Origin of the sequence: Hyphococcus formosus (genome assembly GCF_046736345.1) — a bacterium.
GTDB classification, from domain to species: Bacteria; Pseudomonadota; Alphaproteobacteria; order Caulobacterales; family Parvularculaceae; genus Hyphococcus; species Hyphococcus formosus.
Window position 1 is genome coordinate 621,812 of sequence record NZ_CP157210.1, and the last position, 20,641, is coordinate 642,452.

The following is a 20,641-nucleotide window of genomic DNA, read 5'->3' on the forward strand; positions in this document are numbered from 1 at the left end:
GGCGGCGGTGTGCATGACGGTATGCAGTCGCCGATTGGCCGCATATAATGTGCGGCGACGACATTTGAGGAGCCAGCGCTGATGGATAATCTCGTACTCGCCGTTGCGATCATCGGCGTTCTCGGTATCGGCGCGCAATGGCTGGCCTGGCGCTTTAATTTCCCTGCGATCGTTTTGATGTCTATTGCCGGCGTATTGGCGGGGCCGGTCTTCAATATTTTTGCGGCACCAGGGGCAGGGCCGGGTGATCCGCCCATGGAAGCCCTGTTTGGCGAGTTCTATCGCCCGATCATCGCAATCGCGGTTGCGGTTATTTTATTCGAAGGCGGATTACAGCTTAATTTTTCCGAGCTTCGTGGTCTGACCCGCGGCGTCAGACGACTGGTGTTTCCCGGCGTTTTGATCGCTTGGTTTTTGGGCGCGGGCGCGACCTATCTGATCGCAGGGCTTTCATGGCAGGTCTCTTTGCTCTTTGGCGGGGTCATGGTTGTCACCGGGCCTACGGTCATTATTCCGCTTTTGCGGCAATCCAAATTGAACGCGCGACCAGCGACCCTCCTGAAATGGGAAGGGATCATCAACGATCCGATTGGTGCATTATTGGCGGTCGTCGTTTATGAGTTTCTTGTTATTGGTGAGCATGGCTCATCATCATCGGATATTATCAGCTCACTGATCCTTGCTGCGATCCTTGCGGCTGGAGCGGGCTATGCGTTCGGTAAGTTTACTGCGATTGCTTTCCGGCGCGGTTGGGTGCCGGAATATCTAAAGCCGCCGGTATTGCTAGCGCTTGTTCTGGTTTGCTTCGAACTTGCGAACCTGCTGCAACATGAGGCCGGTCTTCTTTCGGTGACGGCAATGGGCGTGACGCTGGCCAACTCGCGTATCGCATCAATCAACGATTTGCGCCTGTTTAAAGAGAACATCACCGTGATGCTGGTTTCGGGCGTGTTCATCATTTTGACCGCAAACCTGACCATGGACTCGATCCGTTCGCTTGATTGGTCGAGCGCGATGTTCCTGCTTGCGATGTTGTTTGTTGTGCGGCCACTGACGGTTTTCATTGCGACGATTGGATCGGGCCTGCCGTGGAAAGAACGATTGCTTGTTGGCTGGATTGCGCCGCGCGGGATAGTCGCCGTTGCGGTTTCCAGTTTCTTTGGTGCGTCGCTCGTCGCGGAAGGATACGCAGATGGCGCGCAGCTCATTCCGCTCGCATTCGGGATGGTGTTTGCCACCGTGGTGCTTCATGGCTTTACGATTTCGCCAATGGCCAAGGCGTTGGGGCTCGCCTCGCGCGAACGGCCCGGCGTGTTGATTGTCGGGGCCTCGCCGTTCTCTGCGGCTTTGGCGGCGAAGCTGCAAGATATGGAAGTCCCTGTTACCGTAGCGGACACCAGTTGGCGGCGCTTAAAACCGGTGCGGCTTGCAAATGTGCCGACCTATTACGGTGAAATCCTGTCGGAAGTGACTGAACACCATGTCGATCTCAATCGGTTCGGTTATCTTTTGGCGCTTGGCGGGAACGAAGCTCATAATGCGCTTGTCGCCACCGATCTTGCGCCGGAATTAGGCCGCGCCGCGATCTTTCAGGTCAATGCTCGCGGCAAAGACGAGGAAGACCGCAAAGCGCTGTCCTATACTCTGCAAGGGCGGACATTCCTTCATTCTGCGGCCGCATTGGATGAGTTGATGCGCCGGCATTATTCCGGCTGGGTTTTCCAGCGCACGCGCCTGTCGGAAGAATATCCGCCCGAGCAGTATAAAAAAGATCTGAATCCGGAAGCGGAGATCGTTCTGGTTGTTCGTAAAGGCACGTTGATATTTGCCTCGCCCGAAGCAAAGGTGACACCGGAAATCGGCGATGTCGTTTTGGCGTATATTCCCAAGCCACCCGAGGTAAAACCGGAAAAAGCCAAGGAAAACGGGAAGAAAGACGCCGACGAGAAGGATAAACCTGCGGTCGACAAAGAAAGCCAGAAATCGAAACTGGTTTGATGTCGGGCGGCATCCGTTAAGCAAAAGTAAACCGTGTACGGCGAATTTTACCTAATTCGCCATGACCCTCGCTGTGCAGAATCCTTGGAATGCTTAACGGCGCATTAGCCGTTGCCACCTATGGTTTTGCATGACCACCCAAAGTTGGGTTGAGATTGAGGGTTATGCGTACGTTTAAGCCATTCATAGAAGCGAAGGGGGGAAGGCTCGCGGATTATACGGCGCGTATGGCGGAAACGCTGGTTCGGCGTAGGGCCGAGATTGCCGTTCGCGCTGCGCGGGTTGAAGCCGAGCTTTCGATCAAGGCGCGGTCAGAATTTCTGGCCAATATGAACCACGAACTGCGCACGCCGCTAAATGCCATTATCGGCTTTGCGACGATGCTCCGCGATAGCGAAGAATACGGCATCGGTCCTGATCAGCGTCAGAATTATTCCGAATATATCCTGCAATCAGCGGATTTGCTGCTTGGCCATATCAATACAATTCTCGAAGTCGCATCGCTTGAGAGTGGCGGTATCGAGGTCAATGATGGCGCTCTGAACGCCAGTGAAATTTTAGGCGAAGCCGTTGAGCGCGCAAAAATTCGCGCTGATGCGGCCGGGGTCGAAATCATTCGCCGCGACGGACTGGCTGATTTGAGCGCATGGGGGGACGCAGCGCGCTTTAGTCAAGCAACGGACCATTTGCTCAATACCGCAATCAAGCTGAGTGACGAAGGCGGCAAGATCTATGTCAAAGTGACAAAGGTCGATCAGGGTTGGATCGAACTTGCGGTGCGTGACGAAGGCGATGGCTTCACGAAAGCAGAGCTAACGGAAGCATTGGATGCATTCAGTCATTCCAATCGTGGATTGGATCGTTCCTTTTCCGGGCCGGGTGTCGGCTATGCGGTTGCCAAGACATTTATCGAACTTCAAGGGGGGCGGTTTTCAATTGAAAGCCGCAAGGGGCAGGGCACGCTCGCGAAAATTTCGCTGCCGCCCGTAAAGGCTGAACGAAGCCGTGTTCAAGAAACTGAACGTCGGATTGAAATAAAAGCGGAGAAGAAAAATGATGCCGCGTAGACCATCAAAGGCCGCATTTTCACGCAAGGGCGCAGCGGCTCCAACCGCTGAGGCGTTTGATATGGCGTTTCAGGATAAACCCCGTGTGGGAACGGTTGTTTCGGTCACCGGATCCCATGCGATCGTCATGCTTGACGAAGAAAAGGCGGAATCAGATCGCGCGTCACGGCCACAGCTAGGCGCGATCATGAGTGTTGACGCTGGCTCTTCGATTGTCCTGGGGCTTGTGTCCGCGATGAGCATGCCTGCGCCGAGCCTTGATGTTGCGACACCTGAAATGCGCATCATCGAGATTGAATTGATCGGCGAATTTGTAAAACCGACCATCAATGCGCCGGCGCGGTTCCGCCGTGGTGTATCTGCCTATCCGACATTGGGCGACAATGTTCACGTCGCAACGCGCGATGAATTAACGGCGCTATTCGCTGTTAATGGGGCCGCGAGTGTTCGTGTTGGCGTCGTGAAACAGGATGCGCAAATCCCCGCGACGGTGAATGTTGATGAAATTTTCTCACGTCATTGCGCGATTTTAGGCACCACCGGCGCAGGTAAATCATGCGCGATTACGCTTTTGTTGCGGGCAGTATTGCAGCGCTTTCCGCACGCCCATGTTGTTGTGCTCGATCCGCATAATGAATATTCGAAAAGCTTCGGCGATGGTGCGGTGATTTTTGACCCGACCAATTTCAATTTGCCATATTGGATGCTTACCTTCGATGAGTTGGTCGAGGTGCTATATCCGGGCCGCTCGCGCGACACCGAAGAAATTGAAATCCTGGCAGATCTATTGCCGGCCGCTAAAAAAATGAATCTCTCCGGCTCGGGCCGCGTCGGGCGATTACGTACAGACATGACCGCGATCACTGTCGATACGCCGACGCCTTATCGTATTTCTGAACTCTTGGGCTTGATTGATCGCGCGCTAGGTGGACTAGATGGAAACCGCAATGTTGCGCCCTATAAACGCCTCCGCAGCCGGATTTATACAATCAGCCAGGACGCGCGCTACGCCTTTATGTTCGGTGGGCTGACGGTACAGGACACCTTAAAAGACCTCCTTAGCGATCTGTTCCGTATTCCGGTTGACGGTCGTCCAGTTAGCGTCATTGAGCTTGGCGGTCTTCCCGCAGAAGTGGTGCAGGTTGTTGTTTCCGTAGTGTCGCGATTGGCCTTTGAGTTTGGTCTATGGAGCAATGGCGCAACGCCGATTGCCCTTGTCTGCGAGGACGCACACCGTTACGCGCCTGCGGATCCGAGCGAAGGCTTTGGCCCAACGCGGCGCTCGCTTGTGCGGATCGCAAAAGAAGGCCGCAAAACCGGCGTCTCGCTCTGGCTTGCATCGCAGCGGCCAACAGAGCTTGATCCGACAATCCTCTCTCAATGCAATACGATCTTCGCCATGCGCCTTGCCAATCAGGCCGACCAGGACGCCTTGCGCGCTGCGGTTCCTGATGCGTCTACGAGTCTTTTGAGCTGTCTACCTTCTTTAGGGCTTGGTGAAGCGATTGCTGTTGGTGAGGGCGTTCCGATGCCCACGCGGATCCGGTTTGATGCCTTGCCGAGCGCGGCTGTGCCGCGCAGTCTGACGGCCTGTTTTACCGATGGTTGGTCGGTCGATATCGAAGACAACAGCTTCATTGACCGGATCGTCGAGCAATGGCGCGCGCAACGGATGTTGACCCCGGACCTCGACTAAAAAACTTGATCAGCTTCGCTTGCTCTGTAATCAATGGAGCAAATGGGAGAGTGATCAATGCGGCTAATCTTTTGTCTTTTCGCGTTTGTTTTGGCGGGCTCCTCCGCGTTTGCCGAAGACCGTGACGCGCCAATAACAATCGTCATCCACGGCGGAGCCGGCGCGCTGGAGCCCGGTCGCTACACGCCCGAAGAAGAGGCCGCCTTTAAAGCCGAGCTGCGTGAGGCCCTCAACGCAGGATATGGCATTCTTGATAATGGTGGCAGCGCGCTCGACGCGATCGAAGCGGCAATCATCCGGATGGAAGATTCGCCACTTTTTAATGCCGGGAAAGGCGCAGTCTTTACGCGCGATGGCAAGAACGAACTCGATGCATCGGTCATGGATGGGGCCACATTAAACGCCGGTGCGATTGCCGGGGTGACGCGCGTCAAAAACCCAATCAAACTCGCGCGCGCCGTCATGGAAAATTCCGAACACGTTATGTTCGCCCGGGATGGCGCCGAAGACTTTGCCAAAGAGCAGGGTCTCGAATTCGTTAAACCCCGCTATTTCAAAACTGAAAAGCGTTGGAAGTCATATAAGGACGCGCTTGAACAAGAACGCCGCAAGAAAGACAGCGCGCTTCCTCATGATTTCAAATATGGCACGGTGGGTGCCGTTGCGCTTGATGCGAACGGCAATATCGCAGCGGGTACATCAACCGGCGGTATGACCTTAAAGCGCTATGGCCGGGTCGGTGATGTGCCCATAATCGGCGCGGGGACTTTTGCGGACAATAAATCATGCGCAGTCTCTTCGACCGGATGGGGTGAGTATTTTATTCGCCTGACCATCGCGCGGGATATCTGCGCTCAAGTGGAATATGGCGGTGCGACGATTGGGGATGCGGCAAAAGACGTGATCCACAACCGCCTTGATGGCATGGGAGCCGATGGCGGCGTTATCGTGGTCGGGCCTGATGGAGACTATGCGATGGAGTTCAATTCCGCAGGCATGTTCCGCGGCGTCAAAAATGCCGAAACGGAAGCTGTCGCAATCTATGGCGATGAATAGTCTATTGCGGCGTACCGTTTTCAAAAAGATTGGTCACATCGCTTGTTTTAAATAGCGCTGTGCCTTCGCTCATGCGGGTCGCGCCAGCGGCCGCCATGCCGAGCTTTAGCGCGTCTTCATTGCTGTCACCGCGGGCGAGGGCGGTCAATAATCCGCCCACAAATGAATCGCCTGCGCCGACGGCGCTGCTCGCGCGGACCTTATAGGACGGGGCGAAATCCAATCCGTCTTTTGTTGCTATGATTGATCCATCAGCACCATGGCTGATGACCATCGCTTCGGTTTTGCCATCGGCAACGATTTGCTGCGCGAAATCTTTGATCTCTTGTGGCCATTTGAGCGTTTTGCCCGACAGGGCCGGATATTCGAATTCATTCTGGCGGAGCATGTAAACACCTTCAGCCAGTGCGGCGTCTAAACCAGAGATTGAATCAAGCACAAAGCGCGCTTTCTTTTGTTTGACGATTTTCGCGATCTCTGCCCAAAAATCCTCAGGCGCGCTTGGGGGCAGGCTGCCGCTTGCGACTACATAGTCACCGGGGTCCGTTTCTTCCCGAACTGCATCAAAAAACTGATTCCGTTCCGCTTCGCTCAATTCGGCACCGGGAAGATTGAAGCGATATTCGTCATCGTCGCGATGATTGCTGACATGAAACGCAAGGCGCGTGTTGCCCGCGATAGGTATCATCCGCATGGGTACATTTTCACTGGCAATCGCTTTGATCAGGGCATCGCCATAAACGCCGCCGGCGGTGAAAACTGCGAGTGCATGCGCCCCAAGGCGGGATGCGGCGCGGGCAACATTAATCCCGCCGCCGCCGGGATGGGTTTGGGGATCGCGGCAGCGTATTTTGCGGTTTGGTTCTACAAAGTCCGCATGCACAGCGTAATCAAGGGCGGGATTTGGGGTGAGGGTAATGATGCGAGGCATAGTGCGACCTTTTAAATAGGCAATTTGATTATATCAGACCAAGGCTTTTAAAGCTCGCATGATGTTCATGACCGATCACCAAATGGTCGTGCACCCGGATATTAAGCGCGGCGGCCGCGCGTACAATCTGGTTGGTCATATCAACATCAGCTTTTGATGGTGTGGGATCACCGGACGGGTGATTGTGCACCAATATGATCGAGGAAGCACCAAGTTCGAGCGCGCGTTTAACCACCTCGCGCGGATAGACCGGCGTATGATCGACCGTGCCTCGCTGTTGAACTTCGTCGGCAATAAGAATGTTTTTCTTGTCGAGGAAAAGAATGCGGAACATTTCTGTTTTTTCGTCGGCCATCGCAGCACGGCAATAGGACAAAAGATCATTCCACGATGAAATGACGGGCCGATTGAGAACACGCGCCTGCGTAAGCTTTAGGGCTGCGGCCTGAATAATTTTAAGCTCTTGCGCCACATTGTCGGAAATGCCTTTGATTTCGGTCAGGCGCTCAACCGGCGCGGCAATGACTTGGCTAAAACCACCAAAGGTCGCGATCAATTCCTTGGCAAGAGGTTTTACGTCACGGCGCGGAATGGCGCGGAACAGAATAAGCTCCAAAAGTTCATAGTCCTGTACGCCATCGACACCGGCTTTTTTGAAACGCGCGCGCAACCGCTCGCGATGACCAGCTGCGTGATTGGCGTTAGCCGTTTCTTTTTGCTGGCTCATATTTCGCGATCAATAAGGGGGGCGGTCCAAGCCTTTTGGCGATTTGGTGAAGATCTCTACGCCGTCTTCGGTAATGCCGATGGAGTGTTCAAACTGTGCTGACAGGGATTTATCACGTGAGACCGCGGTCCAGCCATCTTTGAGAAGTTTTACTTCGGGCTTGCCGTCATTGATCATTGGCTCAATGGTGAAGAACATGCCGGGCTTTAGCTCGGTCTCGTCCGCTTGATGAACGCCGCCCCATCTATCGCGATATTCCGCGTAATGAACAACATTCGGCGCGTCATGGAAAACACGCCCCAGCCCGTGGCCGCAAAAATCCCGAACGACGGAAAAACCTTCGCCTTCAGCAAGGGTTTGAATGGCGCGACCAATATCGCGCAAGGTTGCACCCGGTTTTACTGCGCCAATCCCGGCCATCAGTGCATCATAGGTCGTATCGACCAAACGCCGCGCTTTGACCTTGGGTTCTCCGGCATAGAACATCCGGCTCGTATCGCCGTGCCAGCCATCAACGATGACGGTCACGTCAATATTCATGATGTCGCCCTTTTTTAAAACCTTGGGGCCGGGAATGCCGTGACAGATAACATGATTGAGCGAGATACAGCTCGCATGACGATAGCCGCGATAGCCGATCGTGGCGGGAGTGCCGCCATGGTCGAGCATATATTCACGGGCAAGATCATCAATCGATTGTGTCGTGACGCCCGGTTTCACATGCTCGGTCAACATATCCAGACAGGACGCCGCTAATTGGCCAGCCTTGCGCATGCCTTCAAAATCTTCAGGCTTGTGCAGTTTGATCTGTCCGGTCCGGACTTCGATTTCGTCGTCGAGGGCGATGTCGGTCATTATTGTTCCAATTGTATTTCAAGCGCCTTGCGCAGAACTACTTCGCTGTGGGTCACTTCGCAATCATAGCACAAGAGTTCAACCCCTTGGTTACTAACGGCTTTCAATGTCTCCGCATAGGCCGGGTCGAGATCGGCGGCTGGGGAAAACCGGTGGCAATCGCTGCGCTGGACGATGAACAGCATCACGGCGCGGTCGCCCTGGTCCGCAATTTTTGCTAACTCATTCAGATGCTTGGTGCCGCGCGCGGTAACGCTATCAGGGAATTCAGCGAGGCCCCTTTGGCGCGACAGGTGCACATTCTTGATCTCGACAAAACAGGTTTTTTTACGCCTTCCGCCTTCGAGTAACAGGTCGATCCGGCTGCTATCGCCATATTTCACCTCGCGCCGAATGTCCCCATAGCCGGTTAATTCCGGAATGATGCCCGCTTCGACGGCCTCGAAACCGATTTTGTTCGGATTGGCGGTATTGATCGGCACCAGCGTATTGCCGAGTTCGATCAATTCCCAAGAAAAGGCGAGTTTTCGTTTGGGATCGCCATGTTCATGGACCCAGACGCGCGCGCCTTCGACCGCAACCGCAAGCATTGATCCCGGATTGGCACAATGCGCAGTGATTTCTCGGCCATCGTCGAGCTTAATATCCGCGAGAAAGCGTTTATAGCGTTTGATAAGACGCCCCGACTGGAGCGGATTAGGAAGTCGCATGGATCAATATTCACCTATTTACCCCGCCGGTTAACGGGGTTCGCCCCAAAATTCCAAGTCTTGGCGACCCATGCGCCAGAAAACTTCGCGAAATATCGTAAAGACGTTAACCGAGTTTTCTAATACATTTTTATCGGTTTCCCCCGATAAATGAAATGCGGTAGTACACCTGTGTCTGAGGGAAACCCTTGCGTTCATTATTTCGGGATAGATCTGGCAATATCGCCATTTTAAGCGCGCTCGTTTTGCCGGTTATTCTCGGCTTTGTGGGCGGCGCGATTGATTTCTATCGGTGGCATAGTGAACGCGGCAACCTCAAGGAGCTTGCCGATACGCTGGCGACGCGCGGGGCGCGCGAGTTTTTATTGGCCAACGCATCAGGCTCTCAGGTCGAAGCCGTTGTTCAAAATATTATCGATAGCGGCTTTTCGAAAGAATATGGTTTTGATCGCGTCCGGTCGCGCGTTGTCGTTGATCCAGAGAAAGGTGAGGTCAGTGTTCGTCTTGTGGTGCCGCCTTCGGATGGCCTGATCCTGACGAATTTCATGCCGTTTATGGCTGATCTCGATATTACGTCGGTTGCCGTCGCGTTGGGCGGCATGAATGTCTGTGTTGTTGCGCTCGAAGAAGCCGATCCTGGTGCGGTGGCCATTCAGGTCAATTCAAAATTGATTGCCGATGAATGTTCATTGATGTCGAATTCCACATCGACACAGGGCGTGATCGCGACGGGGCTTTCCGATATTGATGCCGGTATGATTTGCTCTGCGGGCGGCGCATTTGGCGGGGCGCAGAATTTTAATCCGGCACCGACGCTGGATTGTCCGGTATATGAAGACCCGTTGTCTGAGCGTGTTGCACCATCGGTCGGTCCGTGCACGCATTATGATGCTTCCTATGGGGAGCGGGTTACTGAAATCGCAACGGCCGCCGCAGCGGCTTTGGTGACCGGCGTTTCTGGAACGCTCGATGAGGTCACAGGTGGTTTGACCGGCGGATTAACCGGCGGTGTCGTTGAGGGGATTGGTCGCGGGTTGACGAAGACCTATAATCTCAGTCCCGGTGTCTATTGCGGCGGTTTGGGGATTGGTCAATTTGCCGATGTGCATCTCGCACCGGGAACCTATGTGATCAAGGATGGTCCATTGCTTGTTGGTCTTGGCGGCAAGTTTCATGGCGAAGATGTCTCGTTCTATATGGTAGGCGACGACGCGACTTTTTATTTCGGCCCAGAAGCCATCATCGAGCTGAGTGCGCAAAAAGCGGGTCCGCTCGCCGGGATATTGTTCTTCGAAGACCGTCATGCCCCGATGGGCCGACTTCATAATATTATGAGCGACGATGCGCGGACATTATTGGGTACGTTTTATCTTCCCCGTGGTGTCTTGAATGTTGCGTCCGTCTTGCCGGTCGCGGACCGGTCTGCCTATACGGCGATTGTCGCGCATAAAATGCAGATGACCGGCAGTCCGACATTGGTTCTGAATGTCGACTATAACGCGACCGACGTGCCGGTGCCCCAAGGGATCGGCCCCGTGGGCGGGACAACCTATCTCCGCGAATAGACTGCGGTTGAGTGCTCGACGCTTTCTGCCCGTTTTCGACGATTTTCTGCACGAAACTCGCTATTGGTGGATAGATATCCCCGCAATAGCAAAGCGCGTTATTGTCGTGACCCAAAATCATTTGCACCCACCCGTCGAACTCGACATAAGCATGGGTATGGCCGTGAGGGTTCGCGGCGGATGAGTTATGAAACGGCGAGATTGATATGGCGAAGCAAAAGACCGCAGCAATTCTTGCGATTGGCGATGAGCTTTTGTCCGGTCGTACGCAAGACGCCAATATGCACTATCTCGCCGGTTGGTTGACTGAACGCGGCGTAGAGCTTCGCGAGGCCCGCTTTGTTACCGATGATATGGACGATATCGGCGAGGCGTTGAACGCGCTCCGCACGAAATATGATTACGTGTTTACCTCGGGCGGGATCGGCCCGACCCATGACGACATTACGATTGATGCGATAGCCAAAGCGCTGGGCGTTTCCGTCATTACCCATCCGATCGCGAAGAAAATGATCGAGAAGTTTTATACCGCGCAAGGCAAAGAAGTGACCGAGGCGCGGTTGCGGATGGCGCGCACGCCCGAAGGGGCTCGGCTTATCGTGAACAAACTTTCTGGTGCGCCGGGTGTATGTATAGAGAATATTTTCGTCATGGCGGGCGTTCCGGGAATTTTCCGGGTGATGTTGACCGCCATAGATGACGAAATCGAACGGGGCGAGGTTGTCCACTCGCGCGCGGCAACTGCGTATGAATTGCCCGAATCTGTGATTGCCGGTGCGCTCGGTGAGATTCAGACCGAGATTAAGGGCGTTTCGATCGGAAGCTATCCGATTGATGGCGATGATAAGGGTGTCACGGTTGTTGCGCGGTCAAGAGATGCCGCCATTGCAGACAAGGCGATCGAAGCTGTTGCGACGGCAATAAAGGCTCAAGGGTTTGAACCGGTAATGAGTGATCGGAAAGAGAGCGAAAAATAGAACATGCTCGGTGTTTTTGATATTTTCAAAATCGGTATTGGCCCTTCATCGTCCCATACGGTTGGGCCGATGCGGATCGCGCGGCGTTTTCTCGAAGAGGCGCGCGGGGACGGATCGCTCGACAAGGCTTCGCGCATACGAATAGACTTACACGGATCATTGGCGCTCACCGGTGTTGGCCACGGAACAGACAAGGCCGCCATATTGGGCCTGTTGGGGTTTTCGCCGGAGACAACAGACCCTGACGAAGCGGAAGCGGCGTTTCAGAACGCAAAACAGGCGCAGGAAATTACGCTTCATGGCGGAAAGACCATTCCGTTTGATGCAAAGCGCGACATCGACCTTCGGGGCGATGTCACGCCGACAATGCACCCCAATGAAATGTATCTGGTCTTGTTGGATAGCGCCGACAAACCAATTTTCGAACAGACTTATTATTCGGTAGGCGGCGGATTTATTGCGAGTGCAAAACAGCTTTCCACGCCAGCGGAGGACGATCTTATCTCTCGTCCTCGTCAGGGGCGACATTTTTTCGGGTCAGCTGAAGATTTACTCGCGTTGTGTCAGGATAAAAACCTGTCGATTGACGAGGTCATTCTCGAAAATGAGGATGACCACCGACCGCGTTTCGAAACCGAGACCATGCTCGATCAAATCTGGTTTGCGATGCGTGATTGTATTGACCGCGGGTTAAAGACGCATGGCGTGTTGCCCGGCGGTTTAGAAGTTAAGCGGCGGGCGCATTCGCTCTATCAGAAATTGCAAGAAGCGCCTTTGGCGAATGAACGGGAACAGCTTTTTGACTGGCTCAATGTTTACGCGATGGCCGTCAACGAAGAAAATGCCGCTGGTGGCCGCGTCGTAACTGCGCCGACAAATGGTGCGGCAGGCATCATACCGTCTGTGCTCAAACATTATTGCGCGAGCGACGGAACAACAAACCTAAAGCATATCCGAAAATTCCTTCTGACTGCCGCGGGCATCGGGATTTTATATAAACAACGGGCCTCGATTTCCGGTGCGGAGATGGGGTGCCAGGGCGAGGTTGGCGTTGCTTGTTCGATGGCGGCGGGTGGTCTCGCGGCCGTGTGGGGTGGCACCCCCGCGCAAGTTGAACATGCGGCCGAGATTGGCATGGAACATAATTTAGGTCTTACGTGTGATCCGGTCGGGGGCCTCGTGCAAATACCCTGCATTGAGCGCAATGCGATTGGCGCGGTGAAAGCGGTGAATGCCGCGCGTCTTGCGCTGCGCGCTTCCGAAGAACATAAAGTCTCGCTTGATCAGGTTATCGAAACCATGCGCCAGACCGGAATCGATATGTCGCGCAAATATAAAGAAACATCCGAAGGCGGATTAGCGGTGAACGTCGTTGAGTGTTGACGTGACTCTTCCAACGCCGTCATCCCGGACTTGATCCGGGATCCATCGGCAGGAACAACGCAAAAGGTAAGCGCCTTTGTTGTTGGATTGCGGGTCGGAGCCCGCAATGACGCTTGTGGTTAGAGCGTGAACGTCGCCACTGTCATCCCGGACTTGATCCCGGGTCCATCGGCGTGAACGAGGCAAAAGGAAAGCGGCTTAATTGCTGGATTACGGGTCGGAGCCCGCAATGACGCTTTTGGTTAGAGCGTGAACATCGCCACCGTTATCCCGGACTTGATCCGGGATCCATCGGCGTGAACGAGGCAAAAGGAAACCGGCTTAATTGCTGGATTGCGGGTCGGAGCCCGCAATGACGCTTTTGGTTAGAGCGTGAACATCGCCACCGTCATCCCGGACTTGATCCGGGATACAGTACCAGAGAATTACTCTTCATCTGGACCCGGAGGGTTAACGAGAACAGGCAAGACCATGCGGAATTGACCGGGGTTGAGTTTTTTGCTGCCGGCCCCGGAAGAGAAATAAGGATTGATTGCTAAATCCTCGGGGTCATAGACCAAGCGCGGCCCCTTAGGTTGGTCGTCCGGGTCGCCCGGGTTCACGAATATCATGCCAGCGAATACTTTCTCCCGGGAGGAAATCGCGCGGTTATATTCGCGGCGACATATTTCAACGGTCATCGGGCAAAATACCCCAGCTGTACCGTCAGCAGGTTGATAGCCTTCGATGTCGGCATCCTCTGTGTCACCACTTTCTTCTTCGGTAGGCTCACCAACAGTGACCGAGGCACCGGATGTTTCTCTTTGACGGGCTGCGTGTTCTTCTTCCGCCTCGCTTGTCTCATGCGGTTCAGGGTTAATATAGACCCGTTCTTCAGTAACGTTCCCGCGTTTGTCAGTGTCTACTCTCTCGGTATAACGAACTTGGCCATCGGCGAAAACCACGACAAAATGCGTTTTCCCGCCGGCATCGTTATCAGAACTGCCCTGGATGATGTGACTTCCGTCGTCGAAAACAATAGTTTCCGTGTACCCCCCATCGGGATTTCGCCGAATGTGATAAGAGTAACCAGCGAGGGAACCTTTGGATGGCAGGCCCGGCGTGAATTCATTGCCTTCATAATCGCCGAGTTGGTCCGGGCGCATAATAATACCATTGGAATGCCCTCCCGCATCCCAACCGGGAACATATTCAATGCGTTCGATGGCTATTGGCCCGGATCGCAAAAGCGAATCTAATTCGCGCAAAGCGGCAAAGTCCAATCCTGCCTCTTCAATCTTTTTGGCTTGCTCATCTAGTGCGGTGCGGCCAAGCGAGGTTTGATTAAAGTGGTCTTTTAGGACGTTATTTAGACCTTTCACATCCCCATACCCATTAATCGTGAGGCCCATTTTATCCGCTTCCGAAAAGGCCTTTTCTCGCGCCCCTTGGATGCGATCGATCATGATGATCGTGTGATCAAGCTCTTTTGTCTTGATTGTGGTTGATTGCGTTGATGGCTTTTTTACGGATTCTTTGGGCGCGGCAGTCGCTTGGTTTATTAGTAATGAAGCTACCGAAATCGCAGTGAAATTCAGAATTCGGCGCATGGTGATTATCCTCCCCTGACAAACACGTAACAAGGTGAGGCTAAGGCAGGGTGAAATTCGGATCAAGATATATTAGATGTCGAGCACCTTAATTATTCGAATGAAGAAAACCTCGCAGTTTCCATTGCCTCCTTTTAATGTTGATAGTCTGGCCAGCTAATTCGATACGTATAGAAATTGAAAGTTTAAATTAAATCGTGATGGATTACGGGTCGGAGCCCGCAATGACGCTTGTGGTGAGAGCGTGAACATCGCCACTGTCATCCCGGACTTGATCCGGGATCCAACGGCAGGTGTAATGTGATGAAGGGAGGCCCTTGCTTATTGGATTGCGGGTCGGAGCCCGCAATGACGCTTGTTGAAAGAAAACTTTTATTGATAATAGCCGACCGATTTCTATCTATTACCGCTTTTTCTTCCGCGATCGCGGCTTGCTGCGTACGTTGCTAACGGTGCCTTCTGATTTTTTGATACGGCCATCAGAAGTCGCTTCAACCCGTGCTTCGATCGTAGACTGCCGGGCGAGGGGATCATCAGCGATAGCCAATTCGACCTCTTGAAGGCGCTTGATTTCATCGCGCAGACGCGCCGCCGTTTCAAACTCAAGATTGGATGCCGCTTCGTGCATTTCCTTGGTGAGGTGATCAAGATGCGCCTTGAGATTATGTCCCGGTGCGCCTTCGAAGTCGGCCTCATCCTCCGCAAAGCCAGCGCGGTTGGAAATTGCTTGAAAACCTCTATCGCCAACAAATGTCTGGCCCATTGCGGCTTTTGCGCCCTCGTCGTCACTTGAGGCAATTTCGGCGATTTTTGCCTTTGTGCTCGCGGGGGTAATGCCATGCGCTTTGTTGTGGGCAATTTGCTTCTCACGGCGGCGATCCGTTTCGCTCATCGCCCGTTCCATAGAGCCCGTAATTTTGTCGGCGTAAAGAATGACGCGTCCGTAGACATTTCGCGCAGCCCGGCCAATGGTCTGAATCAACGAGGTTTCTGAACGCAAAAAACCTTCCTTATCGGCATCCAAAATAGCAACCAATTGACATTCGGGGATATCCAACCCCTCCCGCAAAAGGTTGATGCCGACTAATACATCGAACGCCCCAAGCCGCAGATCGCGAATAATTTCTATCCGCTCAAGTGTGTCGATATCTGAATGCATATAGCGCACGCGAATACCTTGTTCGTGCATATATTCGGTGAGGTCTTCGGCCATGCGCTTGGTCAAGGTCGTTACCAAAACCCGGCCGCCCTTTTTGGCGATTGTCTGGCACTCGGCAATCACGTCATCGACCTGATTGGCTTTTTCGCCAGTAACCGGACGCACTTCGACAACCGGGTCGATCAGGCCAGTTGGCCTGATGACCTGTTCGGTGAATACGCCGCCGGTTTGTTCCATTTCCCACTTACCCGGCGTTGCGGATACGTGTATGGTCTGCGGGCGCATCTTTTCCCATTCTTCGAATTTCAGTGGCCGGTTATCGAGGCATGATGGCAGCCGGAAACCATACTCGGCCAGTGTCTTTTTGCGCGCGAAGTCACCGCGAAACATTGCGCCGATCTGAGAAACGGTGACATGGCTTTCGTCTGTAAAAACGAGTGCGTTTTCGGGTAGATACTCGAACAGGGTGGGCGGCGGTTCGCCAGGCAGGCGGCCCGTCAAATAGCGCGAATAGTTTTCGATCCCCGCGCAGGCACCGGTGGCGGCCATCATTTCAAGATCGAACTGCACCCTTTGTTCAAGCCGTTGGGCTTCTAGCAATCGGCCTTCTTCACGCATGACCGGAATGACTTCGTTTAGTTCTTTTTTGATCCCGGTGATGGCCTGATTGAGTGTCGGTCGCGGCGTTACATAGTGTGAGTTTGCGTAGAGGGTGACCTCTTCGAGATCGCCCGTTTTCTTTCCGGTCAATGGATCAAATTCGGTGATCGTTTCGATCTCATCGCCGAACATTGAAACGCGCCAGGCGCGGTCTTCATAGTGTGCCGGGAAAATCTCAATCGTGTCGCCGCGCGCACGGAAGCACCCCCTCGCGAAGGCATTGTCATTGCGTTTGTATTGTAGCGCAACGAGATCGGCCAACAGCTTTTTCCGCTCGAGCATTTGGCCAACTTTGAGCGTGAAGGTCATCGCCGTATATGTTTCAACCGAGCCGATACCGTAAATGCACGATACGGAAGCTACGATGATGACATCATCCCGCTCAAGAATTGCGCGTGTTGCGGCGTGACGCATCCGGTCAATCTGTTCGTTGATCGTGCTCTCTTTTTCGATATAGGTGTCTGTGCGCGGAACATAGGCTTCCGGCTGGTAATAGTCGTAGTAGGACACGAAATACTCGACCGCATTGTCCGGGAAGAAGGCTTTGAATTCGCCATACAGCTGCGCAGCAAGCGTCTTGTTCGGCGCGAGGATCAGCGCCGGGCGCTGGGTTGCCTCGATTACCTTGGCCATGGTGAAGGTTTTACCGGTGCCGGTCGCGCCTAATAGCACTTGGTCCCATTCGCCCTGCCGGATCCCTTCGGTCAATTCGGGAATAGCGGTTACCTGATCGCCCGCAGGCTCATAGTCAGAGACTACCCGCAATGGTTTCGACAAGCCCCTTTTTTCCGGGCGCTCAGGGCGGTGTGGTGTCCATGCTGCCAATGGCGGCGCGAGGCGGTCATGATAGCTCGCCACGGCTTCCGCAAATCCGTGATTGGCAATCGCGGATTTTGGCGTGGTGGGCTGACTGGTCGGTTTGTTTTTCGGCGCTGGCATAAATGCGAACATAATGCGAACGGCCCGAAATGGAAGAGGCTTTAACCGCGCTTCACAGCGAATTTAGAAATCCCATTGAGGAACAAAGAAAGCCCAATCGGGTTATTAAGGTAATATTGTTGAGGAGGCGAATATGACACGGTTTATCACGATAATTGGCGTGGCATTGATCGCAGCGGTCGTGATTTGGATGGTCTTGGACCAGCGTGAACCGGCGACTACGACGACATTACCGGCAATTGATACACCTGCAAATAATAGTGACGAAGAAGTCGTGCTTGATGACGATGCCGAGGCATTATTGGGCACCGAAGAGGTCGACATTCGGGTTACTGAACCAGGGGATGAGAATGAAGGTATTCCCGATGTCACAATGCCGGAAGAAGGTGTCGAAGCTGATGGAAATCTGACTGAGTCGGAACGGGAAGAAGCTGAGGAAGTGGACGCTGAAGCTGACCCTATGAGATAGGAGTGAGCTTCAGGCTATTGAGGTTTATAAATAGGCTTTCGAATTAAAAGAAAAGCCTCAGTCAGTATTAGAAGGATGCGTTAAATCCTACGCCCCACCAAACGGCGCTGCTTTTGGTTGTTCCAGCAATTGAGTCATCAATGACAGACCCGCCCGGCAGGTCAGAGCCGCCATAACGTATGCCCGTGTAAAATGATCCGTTATCGCTGATCGCATAGGATATATCAGCGGATGCTGTTCCGTAGACGTAATCAGTACCGCCCGTATCGTCGATGACATATCCAATATAACCACCCAGATCAAAGCTCGTTTTCTCAGCTATAGGTACTGAGTAAGATGCGTTGGCCTGAAAAGTTGTCGTGTCAAAATTAAAGTCGTGATAGACATAAATCGACGGCGATAACGGAATATCAAATGATAGTCCAACATAAGGCTCAATTGTATTCGCGCCTAACCCGTTGCCATCTTCTTCGTACAAATCAAAAAATCCGCTGGCCAGATCCGGGAAGGTGTAATAAGTGACGCCGATATCAGCCGTCACGATACTGCTCACAGGGAAGCTGTATCCGGCAACTAGATCTAATTCCTCTCCGCCCGGAGTAACAACAAGATCATCATCACCGATAGGCAAATTGAGCCACGCGCTCATATAAAAATTGCCGTAACTTAAATTGATTGCAGGCTGGAAACTTGTTTCAGCGAACTGAACGCCCCGAAATAGATACCGAGATTCAAATCCGACCGTTGTAGATACTTCCAGCGACTCGGCTTGTGCTGATGTTGAGATCGCGGTCGTTGCCAGTGCTGCTGACAGAAGTGCGCTTAGTTTACGGAACATACAGTCCTCCTTTCACCCCGCTCGGTTTTTTTGGAAACGGTGTGTGCTGATGAAAAACATTGGCTTACGGATTAAGCTTGAATGACCTCGTTGCGCTGCACAATAACAAAAATGCAACAATCTCAACTATTCGAATAAAAAGCGATTATGAGCCTCATAAATAGAGAAAAATGCTACAAAAAAGCGCGAAACAGCTATTAATCGGCGCATCGAATTCGCAATTGCAGCAATTTTTTGTTGCGCGGCCATTGAAGCGTTGATAGCTTAGTGGCGAATCTTCAATTGTGCATGTCGTGCTTTGCGATCTGCACGGAAGGAGGGAAGGCAATGAAATATATAATCGCGGTCGTTAAGCCGCATAAGTTAGACGATGTCCGTGCTGCGCTGACGGGGATTAGCGTCGAGGGGATGACGGTTTCGGAGGTGAAGGGCTTTGGTCGTCAAAAGGGGCATAGCGAAGTTTATCGCGGTGCGGAATATAGTGTCGATTTCGTGCCAAAGGTGAAAATAGAAATTGCGATCGAGGCGTCACGCGTAACAGAGGTTGTTGAAGCTATCTGTAACGCCGCAAAAACAGATCGCATTGGTGACGGCAAAATATTCGTTCTAGATCTTGAAGAATCGGTGCGGGTCCGCACCGGCGAGCATGGCGCAGCAGCACTATAGAAAGCGTAGGGAAAATCCATGAAAATCAATAAAAAAATGAAAGCTTCTCTATTGGTTAGCGCCATTTCTGCAATTGCACTCGGTTCTGTTCCTGCGATTGCACAAGAGGCGGCCGCAGAAGTGCCGACGGCTTCAGATGCGTCCGTGTTTGTATTCAATACGTTGTTATTCCTTGTTTCGGGTATGGTCGTTATGTTTATGGCGGCTGGTTTTTCGATGTTGGAAGTTGGGCTGGTTCGATCCAAAAATGCCGCAACAATCTGTTTAAAGAATATCGCCCTGTATTCTATAGCGGGCATAATGGTTTACTTGTTTGGGTATAATCTGATTTATACCGTCGGGGAGGGCGGATTCCTGGCGCCATTGGATGTCTTTTGGGGTGCCGACGATAGCGCGCCGATTGATACCGGATATTCTTCGCACTCGGACTGGTTTTTCCAGATGGTGTTTGTTGCGACCGCTGCATCAATTGTGTCTGGCACATTGGCGGAGCGGATTAAGCTGTGGCCGTTTCTCGCTTTTGTCGCGATCTTGACTGGTTTTATTTATCCAATTCAGGCGTCTTGGGAATGGGGTGGCGGCTGGCTTGATGCCATGGGTTTCTCAGACTTTGCGGGTTCAACGCTCGTCCATTCAACCGGGGGCTGGGCGGCGCTGGCCGGTGCAATGGTCGTAGGGCCGCGCGTCGGAAAATATGTCGATGGGCGCGTAGCACCTTTACCAGGTTCATCTTTGCCGATGGCGACGCTGGGTACCTTTATTTTGTGGTTAGGCTGGTTTGGTTTTAATGGTGGTTCTCAGCTAGCGCTTGGTACTATCGAAGATGCTATCTCAGTCGCCAAGATTTTCGTCAACACCAATATGGCAGCTTGTGCGGGCGTTGTTGTGGCGATGATCCTTACGCAAGTTCTCTATAAAAAAGTGGATTTGACGATCGTCTTGAATGGCGCAATTGGTGGTCTGGTCTCGATCACCGCGGAACCGCTGACGCCTAGCATCGGGCAAGCATTGTTTATCGGTGCGGTCGGTGGCGCTATTGTTACGCTAGCCGTTCCGGTGCTTGATCGGTTCAAGATTGACGATGTTGTCGGTGCGATTCCTGCGCATTTGCTCTGCGGCATATGGGGCACAGTGATTGTACCGCTTTCTAATTCCGAAGCCATGTTCCATGTTCAGGTCATAGGTGTGCTCGCGATTGGCATTTTCGTCTTTGTTGTGAGTTTATTATGCTGGTTGGCGCTGAAATATACAGTTGGCGTCCGCGCAAATGAGGAAGATGAGCGTTTAGGCCTAGATAAAACAGAATTGGGTCTGGAAGCTTATCCAGAATTCGCTAAAAGCTGATTTGAATAGCTG

At 53.0% G+C, this 20,641-nt stretch carries 17 protein-coding genes; 10 read left to right on the forward strand and 7 right to left on the reverse strand.

Annotated features, from left to right (window positions below; genetic code table 11):
* The first annotated feature begins 81 nt into the window (after positions 1 to 81).
* The 4 genes from ABFZ83_RS02875 to ABFZ83_RS02890 all read left to right on the forward strand — a co-directional run bounded on the left by ABFZ83_RS02875 (position 82) and on the right by ABFZ83_RS02890 (position 5,817).
* Entirely contained in the window at positions 82 to 1,998 is a 1,917-nt protein-coding gene (locus ABFZ83_RS02875) for a cation:proton antiporter (protein WP_411817925.1), read from the forward strand.
* Positions 1,999 to 2,162: 164 nt separating this feature from the next.
* Positions 2,163 to 3,065 (forward strand): sensor histidine kinase, encoded by a 903-nt coding sequence (locus ABFZ83_RS02880; protein ID WP_411817926.1) that lies wholly within the window; start codon positions 2,163 to 2,165, stop codon positions 3,063 to 3,065.
* Entirely contained in the window at positions 3,052 to 4,761 is a 1,710-nt protein-coding gene (locus tag ABFZ83_RS02885) for an ATP-binding protein (RefSeq protein WP_411817927.1), read from the forward strand. The genes ABFZ83_RS02880 and ABFZ83_RS02885 overlap by 14 nt, the downstream gene beginning before the upstream one ends.
* A gap of 57 nt (positions 4,762 to 4,818) precedes the next feature.
* The gene (locus ABFZ83_RS02890) at positions 4,819 to 5,817 is read left to right on the forward strand and encodes an isoaspartyl peptidase/L-asparaginase family protein (RefSeq protein WP_411817928.1); all 999 of its coding nucleotides are present in this window, start codon (positions 4,819 to 4,821) and stop codon (positions 5,815 to 5,817) included.
* Position 5,818: 1 nt separating this feature from the next.
* Here ABFZ83_RS02890 and ABFZ83_RS02895 read toward each other — a convergent pair whose 3' ends face one another.
* The 4 genes from ABFZ83_RS02895 to sfsA are packed head-to-tail and all read right to left on the reverse strand — an operon-like array spanning position 5,819 to position 9,040.
* Positions 5,819 to 6,748: a 1-phosphofructokinase family hexose kinase gene (locus tag ABFZ83_RS02895; RefSeq protein ID WP_411817929.1), complete on the reverse strand. Its 930-nt coding sequence runs from the start codon at positions 6,746 to 6,748 to the stop codon at positions 5,819 to 5,821.
* A gap of 28 nt (positions 6,749 to 6,776) precedes the next feature.
* Entirely contained in the window at positions 6,777 to 7,475 is a 699-nt protein-coding gene (gene radC / locus ABFZ83_RS02900) for a RadC family protein (RefSeq protein ID WP_411817930.1), read from the reverse strand.
* 9 nt (positions 7,476 to 7,484) lie between these two features.
* Positions 7,485 to 8,330 carry a type I methionyl aminopeptidase gene (gene map / locus ABFZ83_RS02905; protein ID WP_411817931.1) on the reverse strand — a complete coding sequence of 282 codons (846 nt, stop codon included), beginning with the start codon at positions 8,328 to 8,330 and terminating at the stop codon, positions 7,485 to 7,487.
* The gene (gene sfsA / locus ABFZ83_RS02910; protein WP_411817932.1) at positions 8,330 to 9,040 is read right to left on the reverse strand and encodes a DNA/RNA nuclease SfsA; all 711 of its coding nucleotides are present in this window, start codon (positions 9,038 to 9,040) and stop codon (positions 8,330 to 8,332) included. The genes map and sfsA overlap by 1 nt, the downstream gene beginning before the upstream one ends.
* A 188-nt stretch (positions 9,041 to 9,228) precedes the next feature.
* On the opposite strand from sfsA, the gene ABFZ83_RS02915 reads away from it, so the two are divergent.
* The 3 genes from ABFZ83_RS02915 (at position 9,229) to ABFZ83_RS02925 (ending at position 12,965) form a co-directional block, all read left to right on the forward strand.
* Complete coding sequence (locus tag ABFZ83_RS02915; RefSeq protein WP_411817933.1) at positions 9,229 to 10,605, forward strand: TadE/TadG family type IV pilus assembly protein; 1,377 nt, start codon at positions 9,229 to 9,231, stop codon at positions 10,603 to 10,605.
* Between the two features lie 206 nt (positions 10,606 to 10,811).
* Positions 10,812 to 11,582, forward strand: coding sequence for a competence/damage-inducible protein A (locus ABFZ83_RS02920; protein WP_411817934.1), 771 nt, complete (start codon positions 10,812 to 10,814; stop codon positions 11,580 to 11,582).
* 3 nt (positions 11,583 to 11,585) lie between these two features.
* Positions 11,586 to 12,965 (forward strand): L-serine ammonia-lyase, encoded by a 1,380-nt coding sequence (locus ABFZ83_RS02925; protein WP_411817935.1) that lies wholly within the window; start codon positions 11,586 to 11,588, stop codon positions 12,963 to 12,965.
* Between the two features lie 425 nt (positions 12,966 to 13,390).
* Here the strand turns inward: ABFZ83_RS02925 and ABFZ83_RS02930 are convergent, their stop codons facing one another.
* Both ABFZ83_RS02930 and uvrB read right to left on the reverse strand, forming a co-directional pair.
* On the reverse strand, positions 13,391 to 14,554 hold the full coding sequence (locus tag ABFZ83_RS02930) for a hypothetical protein (RefSeq protein ID WP_411817936.1): 1,164 nt from the start codon (positions 14,552 to 14,554) through the stop codon (positions 13,391 to 13,393).
* Between the two features lie 403 nt (positions 14,555 to 14,957).
* Positions 14,958 to 17,324: an excinuclease ABC subunit UvrB gene (gene uvrB / locus ABFZ83_RS02935; protein WP_411817937.1), complete on the reverse strand. Its 2,367-nt coding sequence runs from the start codon at positions 17,322 to 17,324 to the stop codon at positions 14,958 to 14,960.
* A gap of 121 nt (positions 17,325 to 17,445) precedes the next feature.
* Between uvrB and ABFZ83_RS02940 the strand changes: the two genes are divergently transcribed.
* Positions 17,446 to 17,781 (forward strand): hypothetical protein, encoded by a 336-nt coding sequence (locus tag ABFZ83_RS02940; RefSeq protein ID WP_411817938.1) that lies wholly within the window; start codon positions 17,446 to 17,448, stop codon positions 17,779 to 17,781.
* 67 nt (positions 17,782 to 17,848) lie between these two features.
* Here ABFZ83_RS02940 and ABFZ83_RS02945 read toward each other — a convergent pair whose 3' ends face one another.
* Positions 17,849 to 18,619 carry a TorF family putative porin gene (locus ABFZ83_RS02945; protein ID WP_411817939.1) on the reverse strand — a complete coding sequence of 257 codons (771 nt, stop codon included), beginning with the start codon at positions 18,617 to 18,619 and terminating at the stop codon, positions 17,849 to 17,851.
* Positions 18,620 to 18,946: 327 nt separating this feature from the next.
* Here ABFZ83_RS02945 and ABFZ83_RS02950 point away from each other — a divergent pair, with 327 nt between their 5' ends.
* Complete coding sequence (locus ABFZ83_RS02950; protein WP_411817940.1) at positions 18,947 to 19,285, forward strand: P-II family nitrogen regulator; 339 nt, start codon at positions 18,947 to 18,949, stop codon at positions 19,283 to 19,285.
* Between the two features lie 18 nt (positions 19,286 to 19,303).
* Positions 19,304 to 20,629, forward strand: a complete 1,326-nt coding sequence (locus ABFZ83_RS02955) for an ammonium transporter (protein WP_411817941.1) — start codon at positions 19,304 to 19,306, stop codon at positions 20,627 to 20,629.
* The last annotated feature ends 12 nt before the right edge of the window (positions 20,630 to 20,641 follow it).